A 21,924-nucleotide genomic window follows, 5' to 3' on the forward strand; every position below is an offset into this window, starting at 1 on the left:
ACATCGATTAAAATTAATCTTCTAATATCGGTTTTCCTTTAATGAACACAATTACAACGTATAGTTTTTAAATGTGTTGTAATACCACTAAATTTGCAGCTTATTTGTACGACAAGACAGCGATGACATACGATTTCAACAGTATAGAAAAAAAGTGGCAAGACTATTGGGCCAAGCACCAAACCTTTAAGGCGGTAAATAATTCTGAAAAGCCTAAATATTATGTGCTTGATATGTTTCCTTATCCGAGTGGTGCTGGACTGCACGTTGGTCATCCTTTAGGTTATATTGCCAGTGATATCTATGCGCGTTACAAACGCCACAAAGGGTTCAATGTTTTGCATCCTCAAGGGTATGATAGTTTTGGATTGCCGGCAGAACAATATGCCATTCAGACAGGGCAACATCCTCGTATTACTACCGAGGAAAACATAAAAACCTATCGTCGTCAATTAGATCAAATCGGCTTTTCATTCGACTGGTCAAGAGAAGTACGGACTTCAGATCCGCAATACTATAAGTGGACACAGTGGATTTTTATTCAGTTGTTCGAATCCTATTATTGTAATGATTCGGATAAGGCGAGACCGATTTCTGAATTAATCGCTGTGTTTGAAACAGAAGGCAATTCAAACATTAACGCAGCTTGCGACGAAGACACTCCAAGCTTTTCAGCTGAAGATTGGAAATCGTATTCCTCTGAACAGCAACAGAAATTACTACTGAAATATAGATTGACTTATTTAGCGGAGTCAGAAGTAAACTGGTGCCCGGCACTAGGGACGGTTTTAGCAAATGACGAAATCGTCAATGGTGTTTCCGAAAGAGGTGGACATCCGGTAGTTCGTAAAAAAATGACCCAATGGAGTATGCGTATTTCGGCTTATGCGGAACGCCTACTTCAAGGATTGGAAACTATTGACTGGACAGATTCATTAAAAGAAAGTCAACGCAATTGGATTGGAAAATCCGTTGGTGCTAGTGTAACGTTTAATGTCTTACCGAATGTCACTCTGAGCGCAGTCGAAGAGTCTCACAAAATAGAAGTCTTCACCACCCGTCCTGACACGATTTTCGGTGTCAGCTTTATGACTTTAGCACCAGAGCACGATTTGGTGTCTAAAATTACAACTGAAGACCAAAAAGCAGAGGTTGACGCCTATGTTGAAGCAACGGCTAAGCGAAGTGAACGTGACCGTATGGCTGATGTCAAAACCATTTCAGGAGTTTTTACTGGTGCTTATGCAGAACATCCATTTACTAAAGAGCCCATTCCGATTTGGATAGGCGATTACGTCTTAGCAGGTTATGGAACTGGAGCAGTGATGTCTGTACCCTGTGGTGATCAGCGTGATTATGATTTTGCCAAACATTTTAATATTCCAATTCCAAATATATTTGAAGGTGTTGACATTTCTGAAGAAGCTTTTGCAGATAAGGAAAACACAGTCATTGCTAATAGTGACTTCTTAAACGGATTAAAATATAAGAAGGCGGTTAAAACGGCTATTTACGAACTAGAAAAGCTAGGTCAAGGCAAAGGAAAAATCAACTACCGTTTGCGAGATGCTGTGTTTAGTCGTCAGCGTTATTGGGGTGAACCGTTCCCAGTGTATTATGTCAATGGGATGCCGCAAATGATTGATAAAACGCATTTGCCAATCACCTTACCTGAAGTTGAAAAATATCTACCGACAGAAGACGGAGATCCACCATTAGGCAATGCTGAGGTTTGGGCGTGGGACACCACCACTAACTCTGTAGTAGATAATGATAAGATTGACCATAAAACAGTTTTTCCTTTAGAACTGAACACCATGCCAGGTTGGGCAGGAAGTAGCCAGTATTTTAACAGGTATATGGACCCGCATAATGAAGATGAAATCTTCTCACAAGAGGCGATTAACTATTGGCAGCAAGTGGACTTATATATTGGAGGAAGCGAACACGCTACAGGGCATTTATTATACGCCCGTTTTTGGCAAAAATTTATGTTCGATTTAGGCTTAGTGCCTGTTGATGAGTTTGCTAAAAAGTTGATTAATCAAGGGATGATTTTGGGGACGAGTGCTTTTGTTTATAGATGGGAATATGGTCTATTAGACAAAAGCCATAAAAGGTATTCTATTATGTTATCTAAGAATTTAATCGATGAGTCAATTAAGAATGAAACCAAAATTTTTAATTTATTACCGAGTAAATTGCAAGATCTAATTAGAACACAAGGTACAATTGGGTCAATAACTAAATGGAGTCATTTTACACCTATACATGTAGATGTTTCTTTCGTAAATTCGTCAGATGAATTAGATGTTGAAGCATTTAAAAATTGGCGACCAGAGTTTAAAGAAGCAGAATTTGTTCTTAAGGATGGCGTTTATAAAGTTGGTCGTGACGTTGAAAAAATGTCAAAATCCAAATACAATGTCGTCAATCCAGACGCCATTTGTGAGCAATACGGAGCAGACAGTTTAAGACTATACGAAATGTTTTTAGGGCCATTAGAGCAATACAAACCTTGGAATACAGCTGGTATTACAGGGGTTCATAGTTTCCTTAAAAAACTATGGAAATTATACCATCAAGGAGAGAATGGTACGTTTTACGTGGACGCTTCCCCTCTGGGGAAGTCGGATGGGGCTGAGTCTTTAAAAACACTTCATAAAACCATAAAAAAAGTTGAGGATGATATTGAGAACTTTTCCTTTAACACTTCTGTATCCACATTTATGATTGCCGTTAATGAGTTAACGGCCCAAAAATGTACAAGCAAGGATATTTTAGAACCGTTGTTGATTTTGATTTCACCTTATGCTCCCCATATTGCAGAAGAACTATGGGCTCAATTTGGGAATACAGAATCGATTTCGACAGCACCTTTCCCTAAGTTTGAGGAAAAGTATGTTGTAGAAAGCAGTAAGGAATATCCTATTTCCTTTAATGGTAAAATGCGCTTTACTATGGAGCTGTCCTTAGATTTAAATAAAGACGAGATTGAAGCTGCGGTCATGGCTAATGAAAAAACTCAGGAGCAATTACAAGGACGAAGTCCTAAAAAGGTGATTGTGGTGCCAGGTAAGATTGTAAATATTGTAGGGTAAGCGTAGTGTCAGTTTGAGCGCCACGCTAAAAGCATGGTGTATCTATATCTCCACTATCATAAACCAACAAAAACTGACAAAATTTCTTAACCCTTATTTGGCTTATTTTTTGCTATGCAATTAGTATATTTATTTAAAATTTAAAGTTATGTATTTTATATTAATAGGACTCATTGCCTTAGTAAGTTGGTTGGTAAGTAATAAGTTGAAACAAAAGTTTGCCAAATACTCTAAACAACAACTGCGTAACGGTTTGAGTGGAAAGGAGATTGCTGAAAAGATGTTGGCCGATAATGGGATTTACGATGTTGAGGTCATTTCTACGCCTGGTCAATTAACGGACCATTACAACCCAAAGAATAAAACGGTGAATCTAAGTGAATCCGTTTATCAACAGCGTAATGCGGCTGCGGCTGCAGTGGCGGCACACGAATGTGGTCATGCTGTTCAACACGCTCAGGCGTATTCTGCCTTAAAAATGAGATCTGCATTGGTGCCAGTGGTAAGTGTGACGTCTGGTATGTCACAGTGGTTAGTGATTGGTGGGATTGTCTTAATGGCAGCGACAGGAGCAACCACAGGGACAGGGTTAGGCTTTTATGTAGCAGTTGCAGGATTGGCTTTTATGGGCTTTGCGACGCTTTTCAGCTTTATCACATTACCCGTAGAGTATGATGCTAGTAACAGAGCCTTGGCTTGGTTAAAAAATAAAAATATGGTGTCGCAGCAAGAATATGACGGAGCAGAAGATGCATTGAAGTGGGCAGCACGAACCTATTTAGTGGCAGCTATTGGTGCACTCGCATCACTTTTATATTGGGCACTTCAAATTTTTGGAAGAGATTAAGTCTAAAAAAGTAAATAGAAGAAGCTCTGAGAAATCAGGGCTTTTTTATTGTAATTTTATAACATGAATTTAGGAGCTCTTTGACGAAAGGTATAATTTATATGCTCATTGCTACATTCGCTTTTGCGTGGATGAATTTGATGGCAAAATACTTACAGGATTTTCATCCAATTCAAGTTGTATTTTTTAGGGCGTTCGGAACATTTGTGTTCATCTTTCCGTACATGGTGGTTAAAAAAATACCGATAATTGGCAAGAATGTGTTTTGGTTAAGCGCCAGAGGATTTTTAAGCTTTGTCTCATTGGCTTTGTTTTTTAAAGTTGTTCAAGATATTCCATTAGGCTCGGCTGTCGCGTTGCGCTATACAGCACCTATTTTTAGTGTGGTATTGGCTTTCTTTTTTCTCAAAGAAAAGGTAAAATTTTGGCAGTGGATTAGTTTAATTATTGCTTTGGGTGGCGCTTTTATAATGAAAGGAGTTGACTTTAGAATAGATACAGCAAGCTTTATATTCATTATGTTGTCTTCTTTATTTGTAGGAGGGGTTTTTGTTATTATTCGATATTTGGGATCTAAAGAACACTATTTAACTATCATTAATTATTTTATGGTATTTTCTATAGTAGGAAGTCTGCTTTTTGTCAGTAAATGGCGAATGCCAGTAGGCGAAGAATGGTTATGGATAAGCTTAATAGGTACCTTAGGTTTGGTAGGACAAGTGTTTTTAACCAAATCTTTTCAACTTGCTGAAGCGAGTACAGTCGCTCCGATTAAATATATGGAGTTAGTCTATGCCTTACTATTTGGTTTTTTCTTATTTAATGAAATGTATGGTTTATGGCCTATAGTTGGGATGCTATTGGTGGTGTTCGGAATGCTACTAAATATTATAATTAAACGCCGACACTAATCCTTAAACCTTAATCTGACGGTCTATTTGCTGCTGTAAGGAAATAAATGTCTCAGTCCGGGACACACCTTTAATACTCTGAATTTCAGAATTAAGTACATGCATTAAATGTTCATTGTCTTTTGAAAGGATTTTGATAAAGATGCTCCAATGTCCCGTAGTATAATGGCATTCTATGACTTCTGGGATTTTTTGCAACTGCTTAACGGCTTCTGGGTTACTGACCGCTTTATCTAGATAAATACCTACAAATGCCATAGTAGTATACCCTAAGACTTTAGGATTTAATATGAATTTAGACCCAGCAAGTAATCCAGACTTTTCAAGTTTCTTTAAGCGTTGGTGAATTGCTGCGCCTGAGATGCCGACATTTCTAGCGATTTCTAAAATGGGAGTACGAGCATCTGCCATTAATGCTCTAAGTATCTTTTTATCAATACCATCAATATAAATACCTTTATCGTTAACCTTCATGAATACTAATTTTTAAATCTGAAAGTTAAAAGTAGTAAAAGCATTTCAATCTATAAGTTTATAAATGCAAAGGATTATAACCTAAGTAGGTCGTTTCTTTTTCGTTAAAGACAATACCATTCACCGCTAATTCTTTCAGAATTGGGTCATAAACCTCTTTTGTAATCGGAATTTGAACCCCTGGAGTTGTAATCTTTCCATTCAAAATAGCTAATGTGGCAATGGCTACCGGCAAGCCCACAGTTTTAGACATGGCAGTATAGGTTTGGTCTTCACCCAAAGCAACCATAGTAGAGTCTATTTGATGTTTTTTGCCATTGAGCTCGTAACCAAATTTGTGGTACATCACAATCATGTCCTTGTCATCAGGATTTAGCGTCCAGCTATCCATCAATATTTTTTGCAATATTTGAGCTGGTGTTGCTCGTTTAAGCTCCACAGGTTTGTTAGGGTTAAAAAGATCTAGTTCCATAAATTTATCCCAAATGATATCATCCTGATCTATTTTTAAGGCATGTCTAAATTTAAGTTCAACAGAATCCGTTGGACTGTAAGCCAAAAAAGAATTCACAAAATCGCGATAGCTCATATTTTCACTATCCTCAATAATATAACTGTCGTCCGTCATACCCAATTGTACAAACACATTCCATGCCCTACTGAACCCGACACGTCTCATAGTGCCTCGATATAAAGTTTTAATATCTTCAAAACCATAAACACTTTGATATTTTAAGGAATCTCGATTGGCATAGGCTTCAAAACGACCATAACCTTCCACATCTAAGAATTCGGTCCGTCTAAATAACCGATTATATGGAATGTATTTATATTGACCTTCCTGTAAAAACTTAGCAGCTCCCCCTTGACCCGCAACGACCACATTTCTGGGATTCCAGGTAAATTTATAATTCCAAAGGTTGTTGTCGCTCTCTGGAGCGACAAGTCCGCCAGTAAAAGATTCGAACAAAATCATTTTTCCACCTTTGTCTCTTATACTGTCGATGACCTTCATGGCGCTCATGTGGTCAATCCCAGGATCCACACCAATTTCATTCATAAAAACAAGACTTTTAGAGGTCACTTGTTCATTTAACTCTTGCATTTCGGTACTGACATAAGAGGCAGTAACCATATTCTTATTGTGTGCAATACAGTCCTTGGCTACCTCAATATGAAACCGCGCTGGGAGCATGGAAACAACGATATCAGCAGTTTTAACAGCAGTGGTCCTTGCTTCAGCATCAAAAATATCGAGCGGAATAACATTAGAGTTAGGGTGTTGTTTTGTTAGTGAGCTAGCATTTTCAACATTAAGATCCCCGACGGTAATATGTAGATTCTCTGTATCTGATTTTTCTAAAAGATACTTTATTAGATAAGATGAGGATTTTCCGGCACCAATGATTAAAATCTTTCGCATAATGGTTGTATATCACTAATTTTGTTAGCACGAATGTACTAAATACTATAGGCATTAAAAACCAAATACGCACATTACTATGAACAAATTCGGATCAATAGTAGCTACACTTTTGGGGCTCACTGGTATAGCAATAGGAGCTTTTGCTGCCCATGGTTTAAAACCGTTAATTGGGGTGGAATCTCTTCAGACTTTTGAAACAGGTGTGCGCTATCAGATGTACCATGCTTTATTTTTATTGTGTATTTCTGTTACAAACTTTTTAAGTAAAAAGCAGCTTTCTAGAGTGGTTTACCTCACCTTAATAGGAGTGGTGTTTTTTTCGGGCTCTATTTATGGGTTAGCCACAAATGCATTGACGTCATTTGATTTTGGCATGATTGGCTTTGTGACACCAATAGGTGGGCTTTTATTATTATCTGCGTGGTTACTGGTCCTTATTTCTGCATTTAAATTGAAGAAGTATTAATAAAAATTGTACCCTTCAGTTTAAAATAAAGTTTTAATTTTGCAGTCTAAAACAACTCAAAAATTATGGTAGACCATACACAAGCTACGAAATCGATTTCGTTAGATGCCTATGGCATTAAAAAAGCTAAAATTAATTACCAATTATCTTCTGACGAACTGCATGAAGAGACTCTAAAAAAAGGGCAAGGTAAAGAAGCTTCTTCGGGAGCACTTGCTATAAATACTGGAGAATTTACTGGACGATCCCCTAAGGATCGTTTTATCGTTAAGGACGCCATTACCGAGGATAAAGTGTGGTGGGGTAACATTAATATTCCTTTTGATTCGGATAAATTTCAAAAACTATATGATAAGGTTACAGATTATCTTTCTGGTAAAGAAATCTATGTCAGAGACAGTTATGCCTGTGCGGATGATGACTACCGATTAAATATAAGGGTGATTAATGAATATCCATGGAGCAATATGTTTGCCCATAACATGTTTTTACGCCCTGCTGAAGATGAGCTTGAAGGATTTAAACCAGAATGGACAGTAGTTAATGCTCCTGGCTTTATGGCAGATCCTGAAGTGGATGGTACGCGTCAGCATAATTTTGCAATTTTAGACTTTACGAGAAAGATTGCGTTGATTGGTGGTACTGGTTATACAGGTGAAATTAAAAAAGGAATTTTTTCTGCCTTAAATTTTATTCTGCCAGTATTTAAAAACACATTACCAATGCATTGTAGTGCCAATGTTGGTAAGGATGGTGACACGGCAATATTTTTCGGTTTATCCGGAACAGGTAAAACGACTTTGTCCACAGATGCAAAGCGTAGTTTAATCGGTGATGATGAGCATGGCTGGACTAATGAAAACACCGTATTTAATTTTGAAGGAGGTTGCTATGCCAAAGTGATTAATCTTTCCCGAGAGAATGAACCAGAAATCTTTGACGCGATAAAGAAAGGAGCTATTCTTGAAAACGTGATTATGGATAAGGAAGGTCACGTAGATTTTGGGGACACATCAATTACTCAAAATACAAGGGTAAGTTACCCGATTTACCATATAGATAATATTCAAAAGCCATCAAGAGGTGAAAACCCAAAGAACATATTCTTTTTAACAGCAGATGCTTTTGGTGTTCTGCCTCCGATTTCCAAATTGACTCCTAGTCAGGCAGCATACCATTTTATTTCTGGCTACACAGCTAAAGTTGCTGGGACAGAAGCGGGTATTGAAGAGCCTGTACCATCATTCTCTGCATGTTTTGGAGCACCATTTATGCCGTTACACCCTACTAAATACGCTGAAATGCTAAGTAAGAAAATGAAAGATGCTGGTGTAAATGTATGGTTGGTGAACACCGGCTGGACTGGTGGCCCTTATGGAGTTGGATCGCGTATAAAACTAAAGTACACAAGAGCGATGATAAATGCTGTTTTAAATGGTGATTTAGGATTGTATAATTACGATGATTACCACATCCATTCGGTTTTTGGGGTAGCACAACCAAGAACATGTCCTGGAGTGCCAACAGAAGTGTTGAGTCCAAGAGCCACTTGGAATGACGACGAGGCATACTATAAAATGGCCTTTAAGTTAACCAATGCATTTAGAGAGAACTTTAAGCAGTTTGAAAAATATGCTAATGAAGAGATTCGTAGAGGAGGTCCTCAGCGTTATGCCTTTTAAAAGTAGAAATAATGACATAAAAAAAGCGATTCAATTTTTGAATCGCTTTTTTTATGTTTTAAGTTAAGGTTTATTTGCCCTTATTCACTTTGTCAATATATTTCTTTAACGCCATCGTCATGGACGGTGTTTCTGGTGTTGGTGCAGAGATATCTACACGCAGTCCTTTAGACTCAACAGCTTTTACTGTTGTGTTTCCAAAGACAGCAATTCTTGTATCCTTTTGCTCAAAATCCGGAAAATTATGGAATAAAGATTCAATGCCCGAAGGACTAAAGAAGACTAAAATATCGTAATACACATTAGCCAAATCTGACAAGTCACTGATAACAGTTTTGTAAAATGTAGCTTGTGTCCAATTAACATTAAGACCATCTAAAGTCTGAGGGATAATTGGTTTTACTTTATCTGTAGTCGGTAATAAAAAGGTCTCATCCTTATACTTTTTAATCAAAGGAGTCAGATCTTCAAAATTACGCTTACCTACATAAATTTTACGTTTTCTGTAAACAACATATTTTTGAAGGTAATAGGCAACAGCTTCAGACTGACAAAAATACTTCATCGAATCTGGCACTTTAAATCGCATTTCATCAGCAACTCTAAAAAAGTGATCTACAGAATTTCTACTTGTTAAAATAATTGCAGTGAATTTTGTAAGATCTATTTTTTGATGTCTAATGTCTTTGGCAGGAACGCCTTCAACATGAATGAAAGGTCTAAAATCGACTTTCACCTTTTGTTTTTCTTGCAAATCAAAATAAGGCGAATTCTCTATTTTAGGCTCTGGCTGCGATACTAAGATCGTTTTTACTTTCATACACAAAAGCAGGTTTTAAGAGTTATACTCTGTAATGACCTTATACAAAATGACATAAGGTCCAATTTCGAGAGCGCAAAGATACAATAAAAAATAGAAAAAGTTCCGATAAAGTAAGTTTTGATGGTTTTTAAATGAAGTCATAAAACCAATACCATTTATGATAATAATGACACCAATCAATGCATAAATGATAAAGTTTGAAGGGGTAATCCCGTAAAGTAGAACGAGATTAAAAATAAGAAGAAGTACACCAGTAAAATTCTTATAGGTCGTTTTCTGAAAAAGATAAGTATCCATTATGGCGTCTATATCAAAAATGCTTCCTATCAATCGCTCTAAAAGGGTTTTGACCAAAAGAATAACACTAATTGCTAAGCACAATTTTAAAAAATCTCCCAATATAAATTCAACAGGCTGAAATAGAACATTACTTGCTATATGACTAAAAATAGCGAGTCCAAAAACAAGATTAATAAAGAGAAGCCCATCAAATAGATCAATAAACTTTAAATCCTTGGAGTATATCTTTAAATATTTAGAATTGCCAACAACAAATAAAAAGTCATTAAAACGAGTAGCGTAAATATATTTAGTCAGAGTGATTATGATAATACTCACTACAAAACATAGTGTAAACCATTCGTAAGTTATAAATTCTCGCATTGGGTAAATTTATAAAGAAATATTTAACTAAAAATGCCTCATTTTATAATGATGAAGATGGACTTTTAAATTCAAATATCCATTAAAAACTTTACTTTTGCTTAAAATGAAATATATGTCGGATGCCATTGTAATTATACCTACGTATAATGAAATTGAAAACATAGAGCTTATTATAAGAGCGGTGTTTGGACAACCACAAAAGTTTCATATTTTAATCGTTGATGATAATTCTCCCGATGGTACGGGGGATACAGTAAGAGAGCTTCAGCAGGAATATAAAGATCAACTATTTCTTCTTTCAAGGATAAAAAAAAGTGGCCTAGGACGTGCTTATATCGCTGGTTTTGAATGGTGCCTAGAGAAAGACTATGACTATATTTTTGAAATGGATGCGGATTTTTCGCATAATCCAAAGGATTTAATTAAGTTATATAAAGCTTGTAAAGAAAATGGTGCCGATATGGCTATTGGTTCTCGCTATGTAAAGGGGGTCAATGTGGTCAATTGGCCAATGTCTAGGATCATATTGTCTTACGGAGCTTCAAAATATGTACGGTTAATTACCAGAATGAAAATACACGACACCACTGCTGGGTTTGTGTGTTATAAGCGAAAGGTATTGGAGGCTATAGATATTAAGTCCATAAAATTTTTAGGTTATGCTTTTCAAATAGAAATGAAATTCAATGCCTATAAACGCAATTTTAAAATTGTTGAGGTTCCTGTTGTTTTTACGGATCGTACCAGAGGAAAATCCAAAATGAGCGGAGGTATTATCTCTGAAGCTATTTTTGGAGTTATCAGCCTTAAATTAAACAGTTTATTCAAAAAGTATTAAGTTAAATGAAGACCCAAATATTATTAAAGAACGCTAAAATTGTTAATGAGGGATCTATTTTTGAAGGAGATATCCTCATTGAGGATGACATCATTAAAGATATCGATAGTTCTATAAGTGTAAAATCTGCTGATGTAAAAGTTATCGATGTCGAAGGTAATTATATCTTACCTGGTGCTATTGATGACCAAGTGCATTTTAGAGAGCCAGGCCTAACTCACAAGGCAACTATAGAAACGGAATCTAAGGCCGCTATTGCAGGTGGAATCACCTCTTTTATTGAAATGCCAAATACCAATCCACAAACAACGACTGTCGAAAAATTAGAGGAAAAGTTTGAAATCGCGGCGAACACGTCTTACGCCAATTACTCTTTTATGTTTGGTGGAACCAACGATAATTTGGATGAAATTTTAAAGGTGGACAAAAAAGCAGTTGCAGGTTTAAAATTATTCTTGGGATCGTCAACTGGTAATATGCTTGTGGATGACCCCGACGTTTTGGAAACCATTTTTAAAAGTACGGATATGGTCATTTCTGTACATTGTGAAGATGAGGATACTATTAGAAAGAATTTAGAAAAATACAAAGCGGAATACGGAGATGACATTCCAATTGAACTGCATCCAGTAATTCGTAGTGAAGAAGCCTGTTATTTGTCATCTTCGAAAGCTATTGAATTGGCCAAGAAGACAGGAGCACGGTTACATGTGTTTCACTTATCGACAGGGAAGGAAACAGAACTTTTTACTAATAAGATTCCATTAAAGGATAAAAAAATCACGGCCGAGGTTTGCATTCATCATCTGTGGTTTTCTGATGAAGACTACGCAACTAAAGGCACTCATATTAAATGGAATCCGGCGGTAAAAACCGCAAAAGACAGAGATCAATTATTAAAAGCATTATTAGATGGCCGAATAGATGTCATCGCTACAGATCACGCTCCACATACTTTAGAAGAAAAAAATAACGTTTATACTAAAGCGCCATCGGGTGGACCCTTAGCACAACATGCTGTGGTAGCGATGCTCGAAATGTATCATCAAGGGAAAATCAGCTTGGAAAAAATTGTCGAAAAAATGTGTCACAACCCTGCTATATTATTTGATGTTGAAAAGCGAGGGTATATTCGTAAGGGCTATTATGCGGATTTAATTATTGCAAACTTACAAAGCCCATGGACAGTGAATACGTCTAATATTTTATACAAATGCGGTTGGTCTCCCTTTGAAGGCAGAACATTTAAAAGCAGGATAACCCATACTTTCGTAAACGGTCAATTAGCACATCATAATTTTAAAATAATGGATGAAAAAGCTGGGCGAAGACTAACATTTGATAGATAGAAAGACATGAATAGAGGATATATTTTTTGCTTAATGCTATTGTGTTTGTTTGCATGTGGCGAATCTATTAAGCCACCGAAACCAGATAACCTTATCCCAAGGGAAAAAATGGTCTCGATTCTCCAAGAACTATTTATTGTTAATTCAGCCAAAGGAGTCAATAGAAAGTTGATGGAAAATAAAGGTATCGTTCCAGAAGAGTATATTCTTAATAAATTCAATATCGATAGCGTACAATTTGCGCAAAGTAACGACTACTATGCCCATGATATTGAAACCTACCAATCCATTATTGAAGACGTAAAATCCCAACTTATAAAACAACGAGATAGCCTACAAAATCTTGAGGAAAAAGAAAAAGAAGCTGCTAAAAAACGGAGGGACTCTTTATTAAAAAAGAAAACACCCAACCCAACAATAAATAAGGATTCAATAATAAGGAAACTCGATAAATTAAAAGAGATAGAAAGTTAACCGTCGTTTAGGTCTTCAAGAAATAGCTGACAGGTATCCCTAATCGCATCTTCGACTGGTTTAAACTCATAGTTAAGAGCAGCTTTCACCTTGTGGTTATCGTATTTTGTTGTGGTATTTAGGGTTTTAGCCAATTGTTTGGTCAGTTTTCTTCGTTTTCCAAATAGCTTATGATTGAGCCAATCCAATCTCCAACCAATACTAAGCTGCCATGGCTTTACTCTTTTTGTAGTTTTTGGGACGTTTAAATGTTCGGCAATACTATCATTAAAAGCTCTAAATGATAAATTTTCTGAAACCAAGATAAATCGTTCGTTCTCAATTGGACTTTCCATCAATTGAATCATAGGGTTTGCTACATCAAACACATCAACGTAACCAGTTGAGCCTGAAGTATAGTATTTATTACCACGAAATACACGCGTAAACAAACTTCCGCTACTACCACCACGCCAATAGCCTCCTCCGATAACTACTCCGGGATTAACTATAATAACGGATAAACCTTCTTGAGAGCCTCGCCAAACTTCGAGCTCTGCACCGTATTTTGTAATGGCATAGACACTATTATCTTCTTCGGGGTTCCAAGGTGTAGTTTCTTTTATGAGATCTTCAGGGTTAGCTGTGTGCCCTATTGCAGCAACAGAACTGACATACACTAATTTTTCCACTTTATGATGGACACAAAGATTAACGATATTGGCAGTTCCTCCGATATTTATTCTTCGTAATGTTCTGTATTTATCGGGCTCAAAAGAGACGAAAGCTGCACAATGATACACATGGGTGATGTCTCTAAAAGCATCTTCAAGTTTAGGAATATCAGTTAAGTCAGCTTCGACCCATTCAATTTTTTGATATAATTCTTCGGCCTTATCGGAGAAATAGGAAAAGACATGCCTTACCTTTTCAAGCTTATGTTCACGTCTATAGATGGCTCTTACTGTTTTATTTTCGCTAACTAAACGAAACAACAAATGCGACCCTACTAAACCTGTACCACCAGTAACTAATATCATTGAATTGAATTTTCAAAACAAAAAATAGCTGTAAACTATTCTTGTGAAGTAAAGTTAGTCTTTTTTGTAATTGTCTTTTGTCTTTAAAGGGGGAAACATATCTTTGCTGAATCAATTATAGATCAATACCAATGAAAAAGAACTTTGTTGAAGAGTTAAAGTGGAGAGGCATGTTGCACGATAGTATGCCAGGAGTTGAAGAACATCTCAATGCAGCAATGCGAAGTGCCTATATAGGTTTTGACCCAACTGCAGATTCTTTACATATTGGTAATTTAGTGCCAATTATGCTATTGGCGCATTATCAACGTTGTGGGCACAAACCTTTTGCCTTGGTTGGTGGCGCTACAGGAATGATTGGTGATCCTTCGGGCAAATCCAATGAACGGAATTTATTGGATGAAAAAACCTTAAGGCATAACCAAGAGTCTATAAAAAAACAACTGTCCCATTTTTTGGATTTTGAAAGCGATGCTGATAATGCAGCGGTTCTGGTAAACAATTATGACTGGATGAAATCCTTCAGCTTTTTGGATTTCATAAGAGATGTCGGTAAGCATATTACGGTCAATTATATGATGGCAAAAGATTCTGTAAAAAACAGAATATCTTCAGAATCTACTGATGGTATGAGTTTTACAGAGTTTACCTACCAACTTGTACAGGGTTATGATTTTCTTCACTTATACAAATCGAATGAGTGTACAATTCAAATGGGTGGCAGCGATCAATGGGGAAATATAACAACTGGGACGGAATTAATCCGTCGTATCGGAAACGGAAAAGGGTTTGCCATTACCTGTCCTTTGATTACTAAAAGTGACGGCTCTAAATTTGGTAAATCTGAAGGGGGAAATGTATGGTTAGACCCAGAGAGAACCTCGCCTTACAAGTTTTATCAATACTGGTTAAACAGTAGCGATGAAGATGCTGAGAAATACATAAAAATCTTTACATTTTTATCCGAATCAGAAATTGATGCTGTAATCTCTGAGCATGAGGAGGCACCACATTTAAGAGTACTTCAACGCCGATTGGCAGAAGAAATTACGGCGATGGTACATTCTCAAGAGGATTTTGAAAATGCAGAGCGTGCCTCAACGATTCTGTTCAGTAGGTCGTTTAAGCAAGACATTAAAACCTTAAATGAGAAAACGTTTTTAGATGTTTTTGAAGGAGTGCCACAAGCGGAATTGCCAATGGCAGATATAGTTTCTGGTCTTGATATGATTGCTGCTTTAGCGGCTAAGACCAACTTTTTAAATTCAAATGGTGAAGCTCGCAGAGCCTTAAAAGAGAATTCTGTATCTGTTAATAAGGAAAAGGTCAAGGAAGATTATATGTTAACTGTTGAGGATCTTATAAATGACCGTTACATCATCCTAAATAAAGGTAAGAAAAACACCTATATCATAAAAGCGGTATAAAAAAAGTGCCTGGAAAAGACTTCCAGGCACTCTAACCAACCAATCAACTTAAAACTATAATTAATATTCCTTCTTCATAGCAATATTAATGCTTTATAGCTTCCCAATTTTTGTCGGCTTTTTTCTGCAAACCTTTCACATCTTCTTTTTTCCATAATTCTAGGGTGTTTGTACCCCACGAATTATAAAACAAATACAATTTTCCATCTCTAATTTCAAAGGTTTCAGGATCAATGCCGACTTTTTTAGATTTTTCTGCAACAGCATAGGCGCAATAGCCTCCGTATTGCGGGATAAATGCTTCAGGCGACTTTAAAAAGGTATCTAAATTAGCTTGTGAGCTGAATTTATAATTCACACCATCATGCGTTGTCGAGTAGTCTTTGTGGCCTTCGACAGCTTTATCATTAAAATAAGCCACCACGTCATACCCTTCAGCAACATAGCCTCTTTTTAGATTGTAATCAATGCTTTGTGCATAGGTGTTAGAACTAAAAATGGCGACAACGAATAGGAATAGGTATTTCATATAATAATGCTTTGATACGTTTGTCTTTAAGTAAGCCAGAAACTTACAGCGCCATAAGATTACAACCGCGAATGTCGGAATGGTCAAAACGCCCAATAACCTCAAAAGTCCCATTAGGGTGTACTCGGCCTAAATCTTGTGTGGCAATAAAAGAACAAGAATTTATATTTGCCAAATCAACCACATTTATGCCTCCAGTTTTAGATCCGATCTGTATGGCCAAGGGATCCTCAGTTTCGCGTGTTAATATTTTCATCCATGGAGGGCATTTAAAAATGCCTTCACCTTTAGAATAGCCTTGACTCAACAATTCTGTCATTCCGTATTCGCTATGAATGTTATTTATTCCGAATCCTTCACGTAATTTAAGATGCAATTCTTCTCGAGTTAACTCTTTGCGCCTCCCTTTCATCCCGCCAGTTTCCATCACTATGGTATGTTTTAGGTTAAAAGAATAGTTTTCAATTAAATCCAAGAGTGCAAATGACACTCCTATGAGCAGTATTTTTTCTTGTTTTGCTTCAAGCTTGAGTAGTTTTTTATACAGGGCACTTAAGTTGTTGAGGTAAAAACCACTTTCCTTTTTTTTCGATTTTTTTATCAGATCATCAACCATATAGATTAAGGAAGAGCCTTGCCGTTCAAGATAGCTCGGTAAAAGTGCTAAGACGGTATAATCTTCAATGTCACCGTAGAAATGTTGAAACCCATAATTAAAGCTTTTTTCATAAAGATTAAGGTCAGTAACAAAGTGTTTGCTTGTCTCACCCCCGGTAGTTCCGGAGCTCGTAAATGTTGATTCTATAGGTGCTTTAGAGCTTAAAATCTTATGGCTTTTAAAAAACTGAATGGGTAAAAAAGGAATGTCTTCGACTTTTTTTATGTCACTAGGATGCTTGTATAACAAATCGCAAAATGAACGATAAACGGAATTATTTTCGAACTGAAATTTAAAGACTTCAAGTGCGAGTTCTTTAAATTCGGTAGCATCAGAAATATTAAAAATCCGTTCTTTTAGTGACATGATGCAAAAGTATGTAAAATAAAAAAAGCGTTATCCTAAACTAGAATAACGCTTTTATAATTTATGTTCTTAATGAATTATCTAATTACTAATTTTTTAGTAGTAGTAGCTTCATTTTGAGTAATCTTTAAGATATAGACTCCAGATCTTAAGTTAGACACATCTAAAGTATTAGTAATAGTTTCTCGCTTCACTTGCTTTCCTAAGATGTCATAAACTTCAACATCCATCGCTCCTGAATTCACAGAATTGATTTTTACTTGACCTGTTGAGGTTGGGTTTGGGTAAAGTGAAAATTTTGAGGTGTTAAATTCTCCATTTGACAAGGTAAAGTCCGCTAATGACCTCACATAAATTTGAGCTGTTCCATTGAATTCTCCTGCAACGGCATTTAGTGTGGCCAATTCAGATGAAGGAATTAATTCTCCAATATAGTCTGCACTAAAAAAATCGGTACGTTTTACAATTGTATTAACACCATCTGTAACATTATAATTTTGACCAGTAGTGAATGTAGCCATACCATCTCCGTCAACGAAAGTTACATTTTGCAACTGTACAAATTCAGACTCATAATCGTCTGGGGCAGCATTCATATTAGCGATTGTTACAACTTGTGGTGTAACTGTATTACCAGAAGAATCAATTGTTCCAGCATTTGAGGTTGGAATAAATTGTAAGACCCCATTACTCTCTACTGTAGTCCCTCTTAATCCAGACACTAAATCACCAACAGAGTAAGCTGGATTAATGACATCGGAATCATCATAAATCAAAATGCCACTTATGTTTGAATCTTCAATCCAATGCCTATTTCTAAAACTATCAGTATGAGTTACAAGAGACCCACCAGTAATTTCATAAAACCTACCAAGACCATTTGTTGTAACATCAGCTCTTAAAGCAGAAATATCTACAACACTAATTAAGGAACCTACGCTAAAACTAATCATGTCAGAATCTAATACACCTCCATTAACTAAATCTACAGTGACGTTATAGGTTGATCCGTCTGTTGTGGGAATTGAAAAAGGACTCGTCGCATTATTAGTGACATCTCCATTTACAGTTACGGTAACACTATCGCCTGGACCAGTATTTGCTGTATTAAATTCAAGATTAACATTTGTTGTGCCCGGGGCAAAGACTTCTGAGTCACTCGGGGCAGTAACTGTTACTGTTGGTGATGCAACGAATCCATCAACAACTCTGATGTTATCAACAGAAATATCTTCATCCCCAGCACCTAGACCATCAAACACTAGTCTAATATCCACTACACTCCCTGTTCCTAGAGAAACTGTAAACTCACCAAATACTGGACTTAACTCAACACCATCTCCTATGCCATCTAGATTAGTATCTTGAGAAGGTATAGAGACATTAAAACCACTACTTGCTGTTGTTGCAAATTGTAATATTTTAGTAAAAGAACCTGAATTATCATAATCAACTTCTACATAAAATAAATCCCCACCATCCCAGTCGAAATTTCCATCAGAAGGTGCATCTTCAGCAAGAAGCAAAGCTAATGTTAAGTTTGAAAAGGTTGAAATATCAATATCATCAAAAAGTAATGTTTGTACGTCTGTACCATTTCCGCATTCAGTTGCATCAATATCTTGAGCAGCAAAAAAGAAACTACCGTCTTGCCCACTAACTTCATAAGCAGAACTTATGTCACTACCATCTGTCCTAGTAAAAAAGTCACCTGAACCGTCATTACAAGTAATCGAAGGGACTCCGCTATTTCCACTTTCAAATGACTCTGAGAAAACAGTTGTCTGCCCGAAAGAAGTAGCAGATAATAAAATTGTAAAAAGTAAAAAGTAAAGTTTTTTCATAATAAAGAATTAAAATAATTAAGTCATAAATATAGCAAGAAAACCAATTTTATAGAAGAAAGAAGAAGTATAAAATACCATTTTACAATATCATAACATAAAAAAACAAGTACTTGTTGAAATATCTTACAAAACCATTCTTATGTTAGGGAATTGTTATCAATTTTTTAAATTGATGTTCAACTAGAGATATGTTTTATATTTACATCATTAAAACGGTTTTAAGTCGTGAAAAAAAAAGACATTAAGATTTTATTGGTTGATGATGAACAAGATATTTTAGAAATTGTCAGCTATAATTTATCCTCAGAAGGTTATCAGGTATTCACAGCTCAAAATGGTATAGAAGCTATAGCTAAAGCTAAAAAAGCAAAGCCACACCTTATTATTTTAGATGTGATGATGCCAGAAATGGATGGTATTGAAGCCTGTGAAAAAATTCGAGAAATTCCAGATTTAAACAATGCCATAATCACATTTTTAACTGCAAGGGGTGAGGACTACTCTCAGGTTGCAGGGTTTGAGGCAGGTGCGGACGATTATATCACAAAACCTATAAAGCCAAAAGTATTGGTCAGTAAGGTAAAAGCCTTATTGAGACGTCTTAAGGATGAAGAATCTTCGACAGATGCCATTATAAAAATTGGCGACCTTGTTATTAATCGTGAAGAATATAAAATAGCGCTAAAAGGGAAAGAAATCATTTTACCACGAAAGGAGTTTGAATTGCTATCTTTGTTGGCAACCAAGCCTGGTAAAGTGTTTAAGCGAGAGGAAATTCTAGATAAAGTCTGGGGTAATGAGGTAGTAGTTGGTGGTAGAACTATCGACGTACACATTAGAAAGCTCAGAGAAAAAATAGGAAACAAATCTTTTAAAACTGTGAAAGGTGTTGGTTACAAGTTTGTAAACTAATGCAAAAAAACTTTAAAAAAGCCTATAAGTTTGCCACAATGACTTCATTGTATCTCACAGTATTTGTGACGATAGTGGTTTTGTTATTTCTTTACTATTTCCATAATTTAAAATGGCAAGTCATTTTTTTTCCACCGATTTGCTATCTTTTATCTTTCATCACCATTCAATATAGAGTGGAACGATTTATCTACCGACGTGTTAAGACTATTTATGACGAATTAACCTTATTGGAGTCAGCAAACCTTAGACAACAACCAATAACTACAGATATGGGGACACTTACGCGACAGATAGACAAGTATGCCCGCGATAAAAAATTAGAAATAGAAACCCTAAAAGTTAGAGAGGAATATAGAAAAGAATTTATCGGCAATGTTTCTCATGAGTTAAAGACACCATTATTTACCGTGCAAGGGTATATTTTAACCCTATTAGATGGTGCAATTAAGGATAAAAAACTCCGAAAAAAATATCTAAATCGTGCAGGTAAAGGTGTAGAGCGGTTGATTTATATCGTTAAGGATTTAGATATGATTACCAAATTAGAGGTTGGGGATTTAAGCCTACATAGAGAAAGATTTAATATTGTAGAGCTGATAAAAAGTGTTTTTGATCTTTATGAAGTGAGGGCTGGTAAAAAACAGATAACTCTCGATTTCGACAGGGATTATGAAGACGCTATTTACGTGAATGCTGATAAGGAACGTATTCAACAAGTGCTCACCAATTTAATAGTAAACTCTATTAAATACGGTCGTAGTAATGGAACAACTGAGGTCAGTATTGAAAACCTCATTAAAGATAAAGTTATTATCAGGATTACCGATAATGGAGAAGGTATTTCTAAGGAAAATATTCCAAGATTATTTGAGCGTTTTTACCGTGTTGACAAAAGCGGATCCCGAAAAGAAGGAGGCTCAGGTTTAGGGTTGTCTATTGTTAAGCATATTATAGAAGCTCATGAAGAAAAACTCTACGTTGAAAGTGAACTTGGGGTTGGTAGTGAGTTTTCCTTTACCTTAGAAAAGGCTGAATAATTTCCTATAATTTATCTCAGTATTTGAGGCCTTAAAGCCAGTATAACTTCCGATCTCCTTAAGCTTTTTCAATGTAAATTCATCTTGTTTACAAAACGGGGCTATCTTTTGTTCCGATAGTCGCTTAGCCAAATACTCCTGCTCAAATTGTCCAGGCGTTGGTATAAAGAAGGCTTTCTTTTGTAGTTTATCCAAATCCATTACTGTAGTATAACCAGACCTTGACAGGATGAGTTCACTAGCATTCATGGTGTATTCTAACTCATCACTTGTCATGTAATTGTAAAAAGTGATGTTTTCCAAAGTCTTAATGTCTTGTTTATCATCGACAACCCCTTTAATAAACACTATTTTATCCTTGTAATCCATTAATTGTTTGGTTAGAATATTTTCGAGCATCGACCGTTGCGGTTCTGGGCCCGACAATACAACCATGAGCTTATATTTGGATTTAGAAGCTTTTTTTTGAAAGCGACTTAATGGCCCAACATATTTAATAGGAATATCAACATTCTTAGAGTGTCCGAGTATTCCACTTAATGAAGGTTCGTTAGGATGATCAGGCACCCAACATTCGTCAAATTTTGATATCATTTTTTGATTGAGTTTAGTGCTTAACCAAGTGGTACTACCGCTTAAAACCTTTAATTGATGGGTTATAAAAACCGATGGAATTGAGGAATGCCTTATACCAAACCTGTTATCCGAAATAATGCCATCAAGTCTATTTTTTTCAAGATAATCTGAAATAACTTTCTTCTCTTTTTTAATGGTTTTTAAAATATGAGGAGCCGATCGAATCAGTTTAGACTTAAACTGAGTTCCTTTTTTGGAATAGCTAATATTATATGATGGCAATTCAAAAGCTTCTAATTTTGGAAACTCTTTCCGTAATAAAGACAAAGCTGCACCGTCTGAAGCTAAAACAACTTCAAACTGATGTTGCATCAAAGCGTTTATAATTGGAATGCAACGTGTGGCGTGCCCTAAACCCCAATGTAATGGTGCAACTAAAATTCGCTTCATAGGAAACAAAGATAATCCTAAAATGTTTCCTTAATTTTGCCGA

At 36.1% G+C, this 21,924-nt stretch carries 20 protein-coding genes; 11 read left to right on the forward strand and 9 right to left on the reverse strand.

Annotation, left to right across the window (positions count from 1 at the left end):
• The first annotated feature begins 122 nt into the window (after window positions 1-122).
• From ACFEMA_RS06310 to ACFEMA_RS06320, 3 genes are all read left to right on the forward strand, one after another.
• The gene (locus ACFEMA_RS06310) at window positions 123-3,101 is read left to right on the forward strand and encodes a leucine--tRNA ligase (protein WP_411767219.1); all 2,979 of its coding nucleotides are present in this window, start codon (window positions 123-125) and stop codon (window positions 3,099-3,101) included.
• A 148-nt stretch (window positions 3,102-3,249) separates the two neighbouring features.
• Entirely contained in the window at window positions 3,250-3,948 is a 699-nt protein-coding gene (locus ACFEMA_RS06315; RefSeq protein ID WP_411767220.1) for a zinc metallopeptidase, read from the forward strand.
• Between the two features lie 80 nt (window positions 3,949-4,028).
• On the forward strand, window positions 4,029-4,859 hold the full coding sequence (locus tag ACFEMA_RS06320) for a DMT family transporter (protein WP_411767221.1): 831 nt from the start codon (window positions 4,029-4,031) through the stop codon (window positions 4,857-4,859).
• Between the two features lie 3 nt (window positions 4,860-4,862).
• Here ACFEMA_RS06320 and ACFEMA_RS06325 read toward each other — a convergent pair whose 3' ends face one another.
• Both ACFEMA_RS06325 and ACFEMA_RS06330 read right to left on the reverse strand, forming a co-directional pair.
• Window positions 4,863-5,333 (reverse strand): Lrp/AsnC ligand binding domain-containing protein, encoded by a 471-nt coding sequence (locus tag ACFEMA_RS06325; RefSeq protein ID WP_411767222.1) that lies wholly within the window; start codon window positions 5,331-5,333, stop codon window positions 4,863-4,865.
• Window positions 5,334-5,391: 58 nt separating this feature from the next.
• Complete coding sequence (locus ACFEMA_RS06330; RefSeq protein ID WP_411767223.1) at window positions 5,392-6,756, reverse strand: saccharopine dehydrogenase family protein; 1,365 nt, start codon at window positions 6,754-6,756, stop codon at window positions 5,392-5,394.
• 79 nt (window positions 6,757-6,835) lie between these two features.
• Between ACFEMA_RS06330 and ACFEMA_RS06335 the strand changes: the two genes are divergently transcribed.
• Window positions 6,836-7,225 carry a DUF423 domain-containing protein gene (locus ACFEMA_RS06335; RefSeq protein ID WP_411767224.1) on the forward strand — a complete coding sequence of 130 codons (390 nt, stop codon included), beginning with the start codon at window positions 6,836-6,838 and terminating at the stop codon, window positions 7,223-7,225.
• Window positions 7,226-7,290: 65 nt separating this feature from the next.
• On the forward strand, window positions 7,291-8,907 hold the full coding sequence (gene pckA / locus ACFEMA_RS06340) for a phosphoenolpyruvate carboxykinase (ATP) (RefSeq protein WP_411767225.1): 1,617 nt from the start codon (window positions 7,291-7,293) through the stop codon (window positions 8,905-8,907).
• 70 nt (window positions 8,908-8,977) lie between these two features.
• On the opposite strand, the gene ACFEMA_RS06345 is transcribed toward pckA, so the two are convergent.
• Both ACFEMA_RS06345 and ACFEMA_RS06350 read right to left on the reverse strand, forming a co-directional pair.
• Entirely contained in the window at window positions 8,978-9,727 is a 750-nt protein-coding gene (locus tag ACFEMA_RS06345) for a uroporphyrinogen-III synthase (protein WP_411767226.1), read from the reverse strand.
• A 15-nt stretch (window positions 9,728-9,742) separates the two neighbouring features.
• Window positions 9,743-10,393, reverse strand: coding sequence for a DUF4271 domain-containing protein (locus ACFEMA_RS06350; RefSeq protein ID WP_411767227.1), 651 nt, complete (start codon window positions 10,391-10,393; stop codon window positions 9,743-9,745).
• A gap of 115 nt (window positions 10,394-10,508) precedes the next feature.
• Here ACFEMA_RS06350 and ACFEMA_RS06355 point away from each other — a divergent pair, with 115 nt between their 5' ends.
• From ACFEMA_RS06355 to ACFEMA_RS06365, 3 genes are read left to right on the forward strand one after another with little or no spacing between them, the layout of a single operon-like run.
• A complete protein-coding gene (locus ACFEMA_RS06355; RefSeq protein WP_411767404.1) occupies window positions 10,509-11,234 on the forward strand; it encodes a polyprenol monophosphomannose synthase in 726 nt (241 codons plus the stop codon).
• A 5-nt stretch (window positions 11,235-11,239) separates the two neighbouring features.
• A complete protein-coding gene (locus ACFEMA_RS06360) occupies window positions 11,240-12,583 on the forward strand; it encodes a dihydroorotase (protein ID WP_411767228.1) in 1,344 nt (447 codons plus the stop codon).
• Window positions 12,584-12,589: 6 nt separating this feature from the next.
• Window positions 12,590-13,057 carry a DUF4296 domain-containing protein gene (locus ACFEMA_RS06365; protein WP_411767229.1) on the forward strand — a complete coding sequence of 156 codons (468 nt, stop codon included), beginning with the start codon at window positions 12,590-12,592 and terminating at the stop codon, window positions 13,055-13,057.
• On the opposite strand, the gene ACFEMA_RS06370 is transcribed toward ACFEMA_RS06365, so the two are convergent.
• Entirely contained in the window at window positions 13,054-14,076 is a 1,023-nt protein-coding gene (locus ACFEMA_RS06370; protein ID WP_411767230.1) for an NAD-dependent epimerase/dehydratase family protein, read from the reverse strand. The two genes, ACFEMA_RS06365 and ACFEMA_RS06370, sit on opposite strands and share 4 nt — an antisense overlap.
• Before the next feature lie 131 nt (window positions 14,077-14,207).
• On the opposite strand from ACFEMA_RS06370, the gene tyrS reads away from it, so the two are divergent.
• Complete coding sequence (tyrS, locus tag ACFEMA_RS06375) at window positions 14,208-15,503, forward strand: tyrosine--tRNA ligase (protein ID WP_411767231.1); 1,296 nt, start codon at window positions 14,208-14,210, stop codon at window positions 15,501-15,503.
• 85 nt (window positions 15,504-15,588) lie between these two features.
• Here tyrS and ACFEMA_RS06380 read toward each other — a convergent pair whose 3' ends face one another.
• The 3 genes from ACFEMA_RS06380 to ACFEMA_RS06390 all read right to left on the reverse strand — a co-directional run bounded on the left by ACFEMA_RS06380 (window position 15,589) and on the right by ACFEMA_RS06390 (window position 18,900).
• Window positions 15,589-16,032 (reverse strand): YHS domain-containing (seleno)protein, encoded by a 444-nt coding sequence (locus ACFEMA_RS06380; RefSeq protein WP_411767232.1) that lies wholly within the window; start codon window positions 16,030-16,032, stop codon window positions 15,589-15,591.
• 43 nt (window positions 16,033-16,075) lie between these two features.
• Window positions 16,076-17,056 carry an acyl transferase gene (locus tag ACFEMA_RS06385; RefSeq protein WP_411767233.1) on the reverse strand — a complete coding sequence of 327 codons (981 nt, stop codon included), beginning with the start codon at window positions 17,054-17,056 and terminating at the stop codon, window positions 16,076-16,078.
• Between the two features lie 77 nt (window positions 17,057-17,133).
• A complete protein-coding gene (locus ACFEMA_RS06390; protein ID WP_411767234.1) occupies window positions 17,134-18,900 on the reverse strand; it encodes a T9SS type A sorting domain-containing protein in 1,767 nt (588 codons plus the stop codon).
• A gap of 228 nt (window positions 18,901-19,128) precedes the next feature.
• Here ACFEMA_RS06390 and ACFEMA_RS06395 point away from each other — a divergent pair, with 228 nt between their 5' ends.
• Window positions 19,129-19,815 carry a response regulator transcription factor gene (locus tag ACFEMA_RS06395; protein ID WP_411767236.1) on the forward strand — a complete coding sequence of 229 codons (687 nt, stop codon included), beginning with the start codon at window positions 19,129-19,131 and terminating at the stop codon, window positions 19,813-19,815.
• Window positions 19,815-20,855, forward strand: a complete 1,041-nt coding sequence (locus tag ACFEMA_RS06400; RefSeq protein WP_411767237.1) for a sensor histidine kinase — start codon at window positions 19,815-19,817, stop codon at window positions 20,853-20,855. Before ACFEMA_RS06395 ends, ACFEMA_RS06400 begins: the two co-directional genes overlap by 1 nt.
• On the opposite strand, the gene ACFEMA_RS06405 is transcribed toward ACFEMA_RS06400, so the two are convergent.
• Window positions 20,838-21,881 (reverse strand): glycosyltransferase, encoded by a 1,044-nt coding sequence (locus tag ACFEMA_RS06405; protein WP_411767238.1) that lies wholly within the window; start codon window positions 21,879-21,881, stop codon window positions 20,838-20,840. The two genes, ACFEMA_RS06400 and ACFEMA_RS06405, sit on opposite strands and share 18 nt — an antisense overlap.
• Between the last annotated feature and the right edge of the window lie 43 nt (window positions 21,882-21,924).

Source organism: Winogradskyella sp. A3E31, assembly GCF_046720935.1.
In the GTDB taxonomy this organism is placed as follows: Bacteria; Bacteroidota; Bacteroidia; order Flavobacteriales; family Flavobacteriaceae; genus Winogradskyella.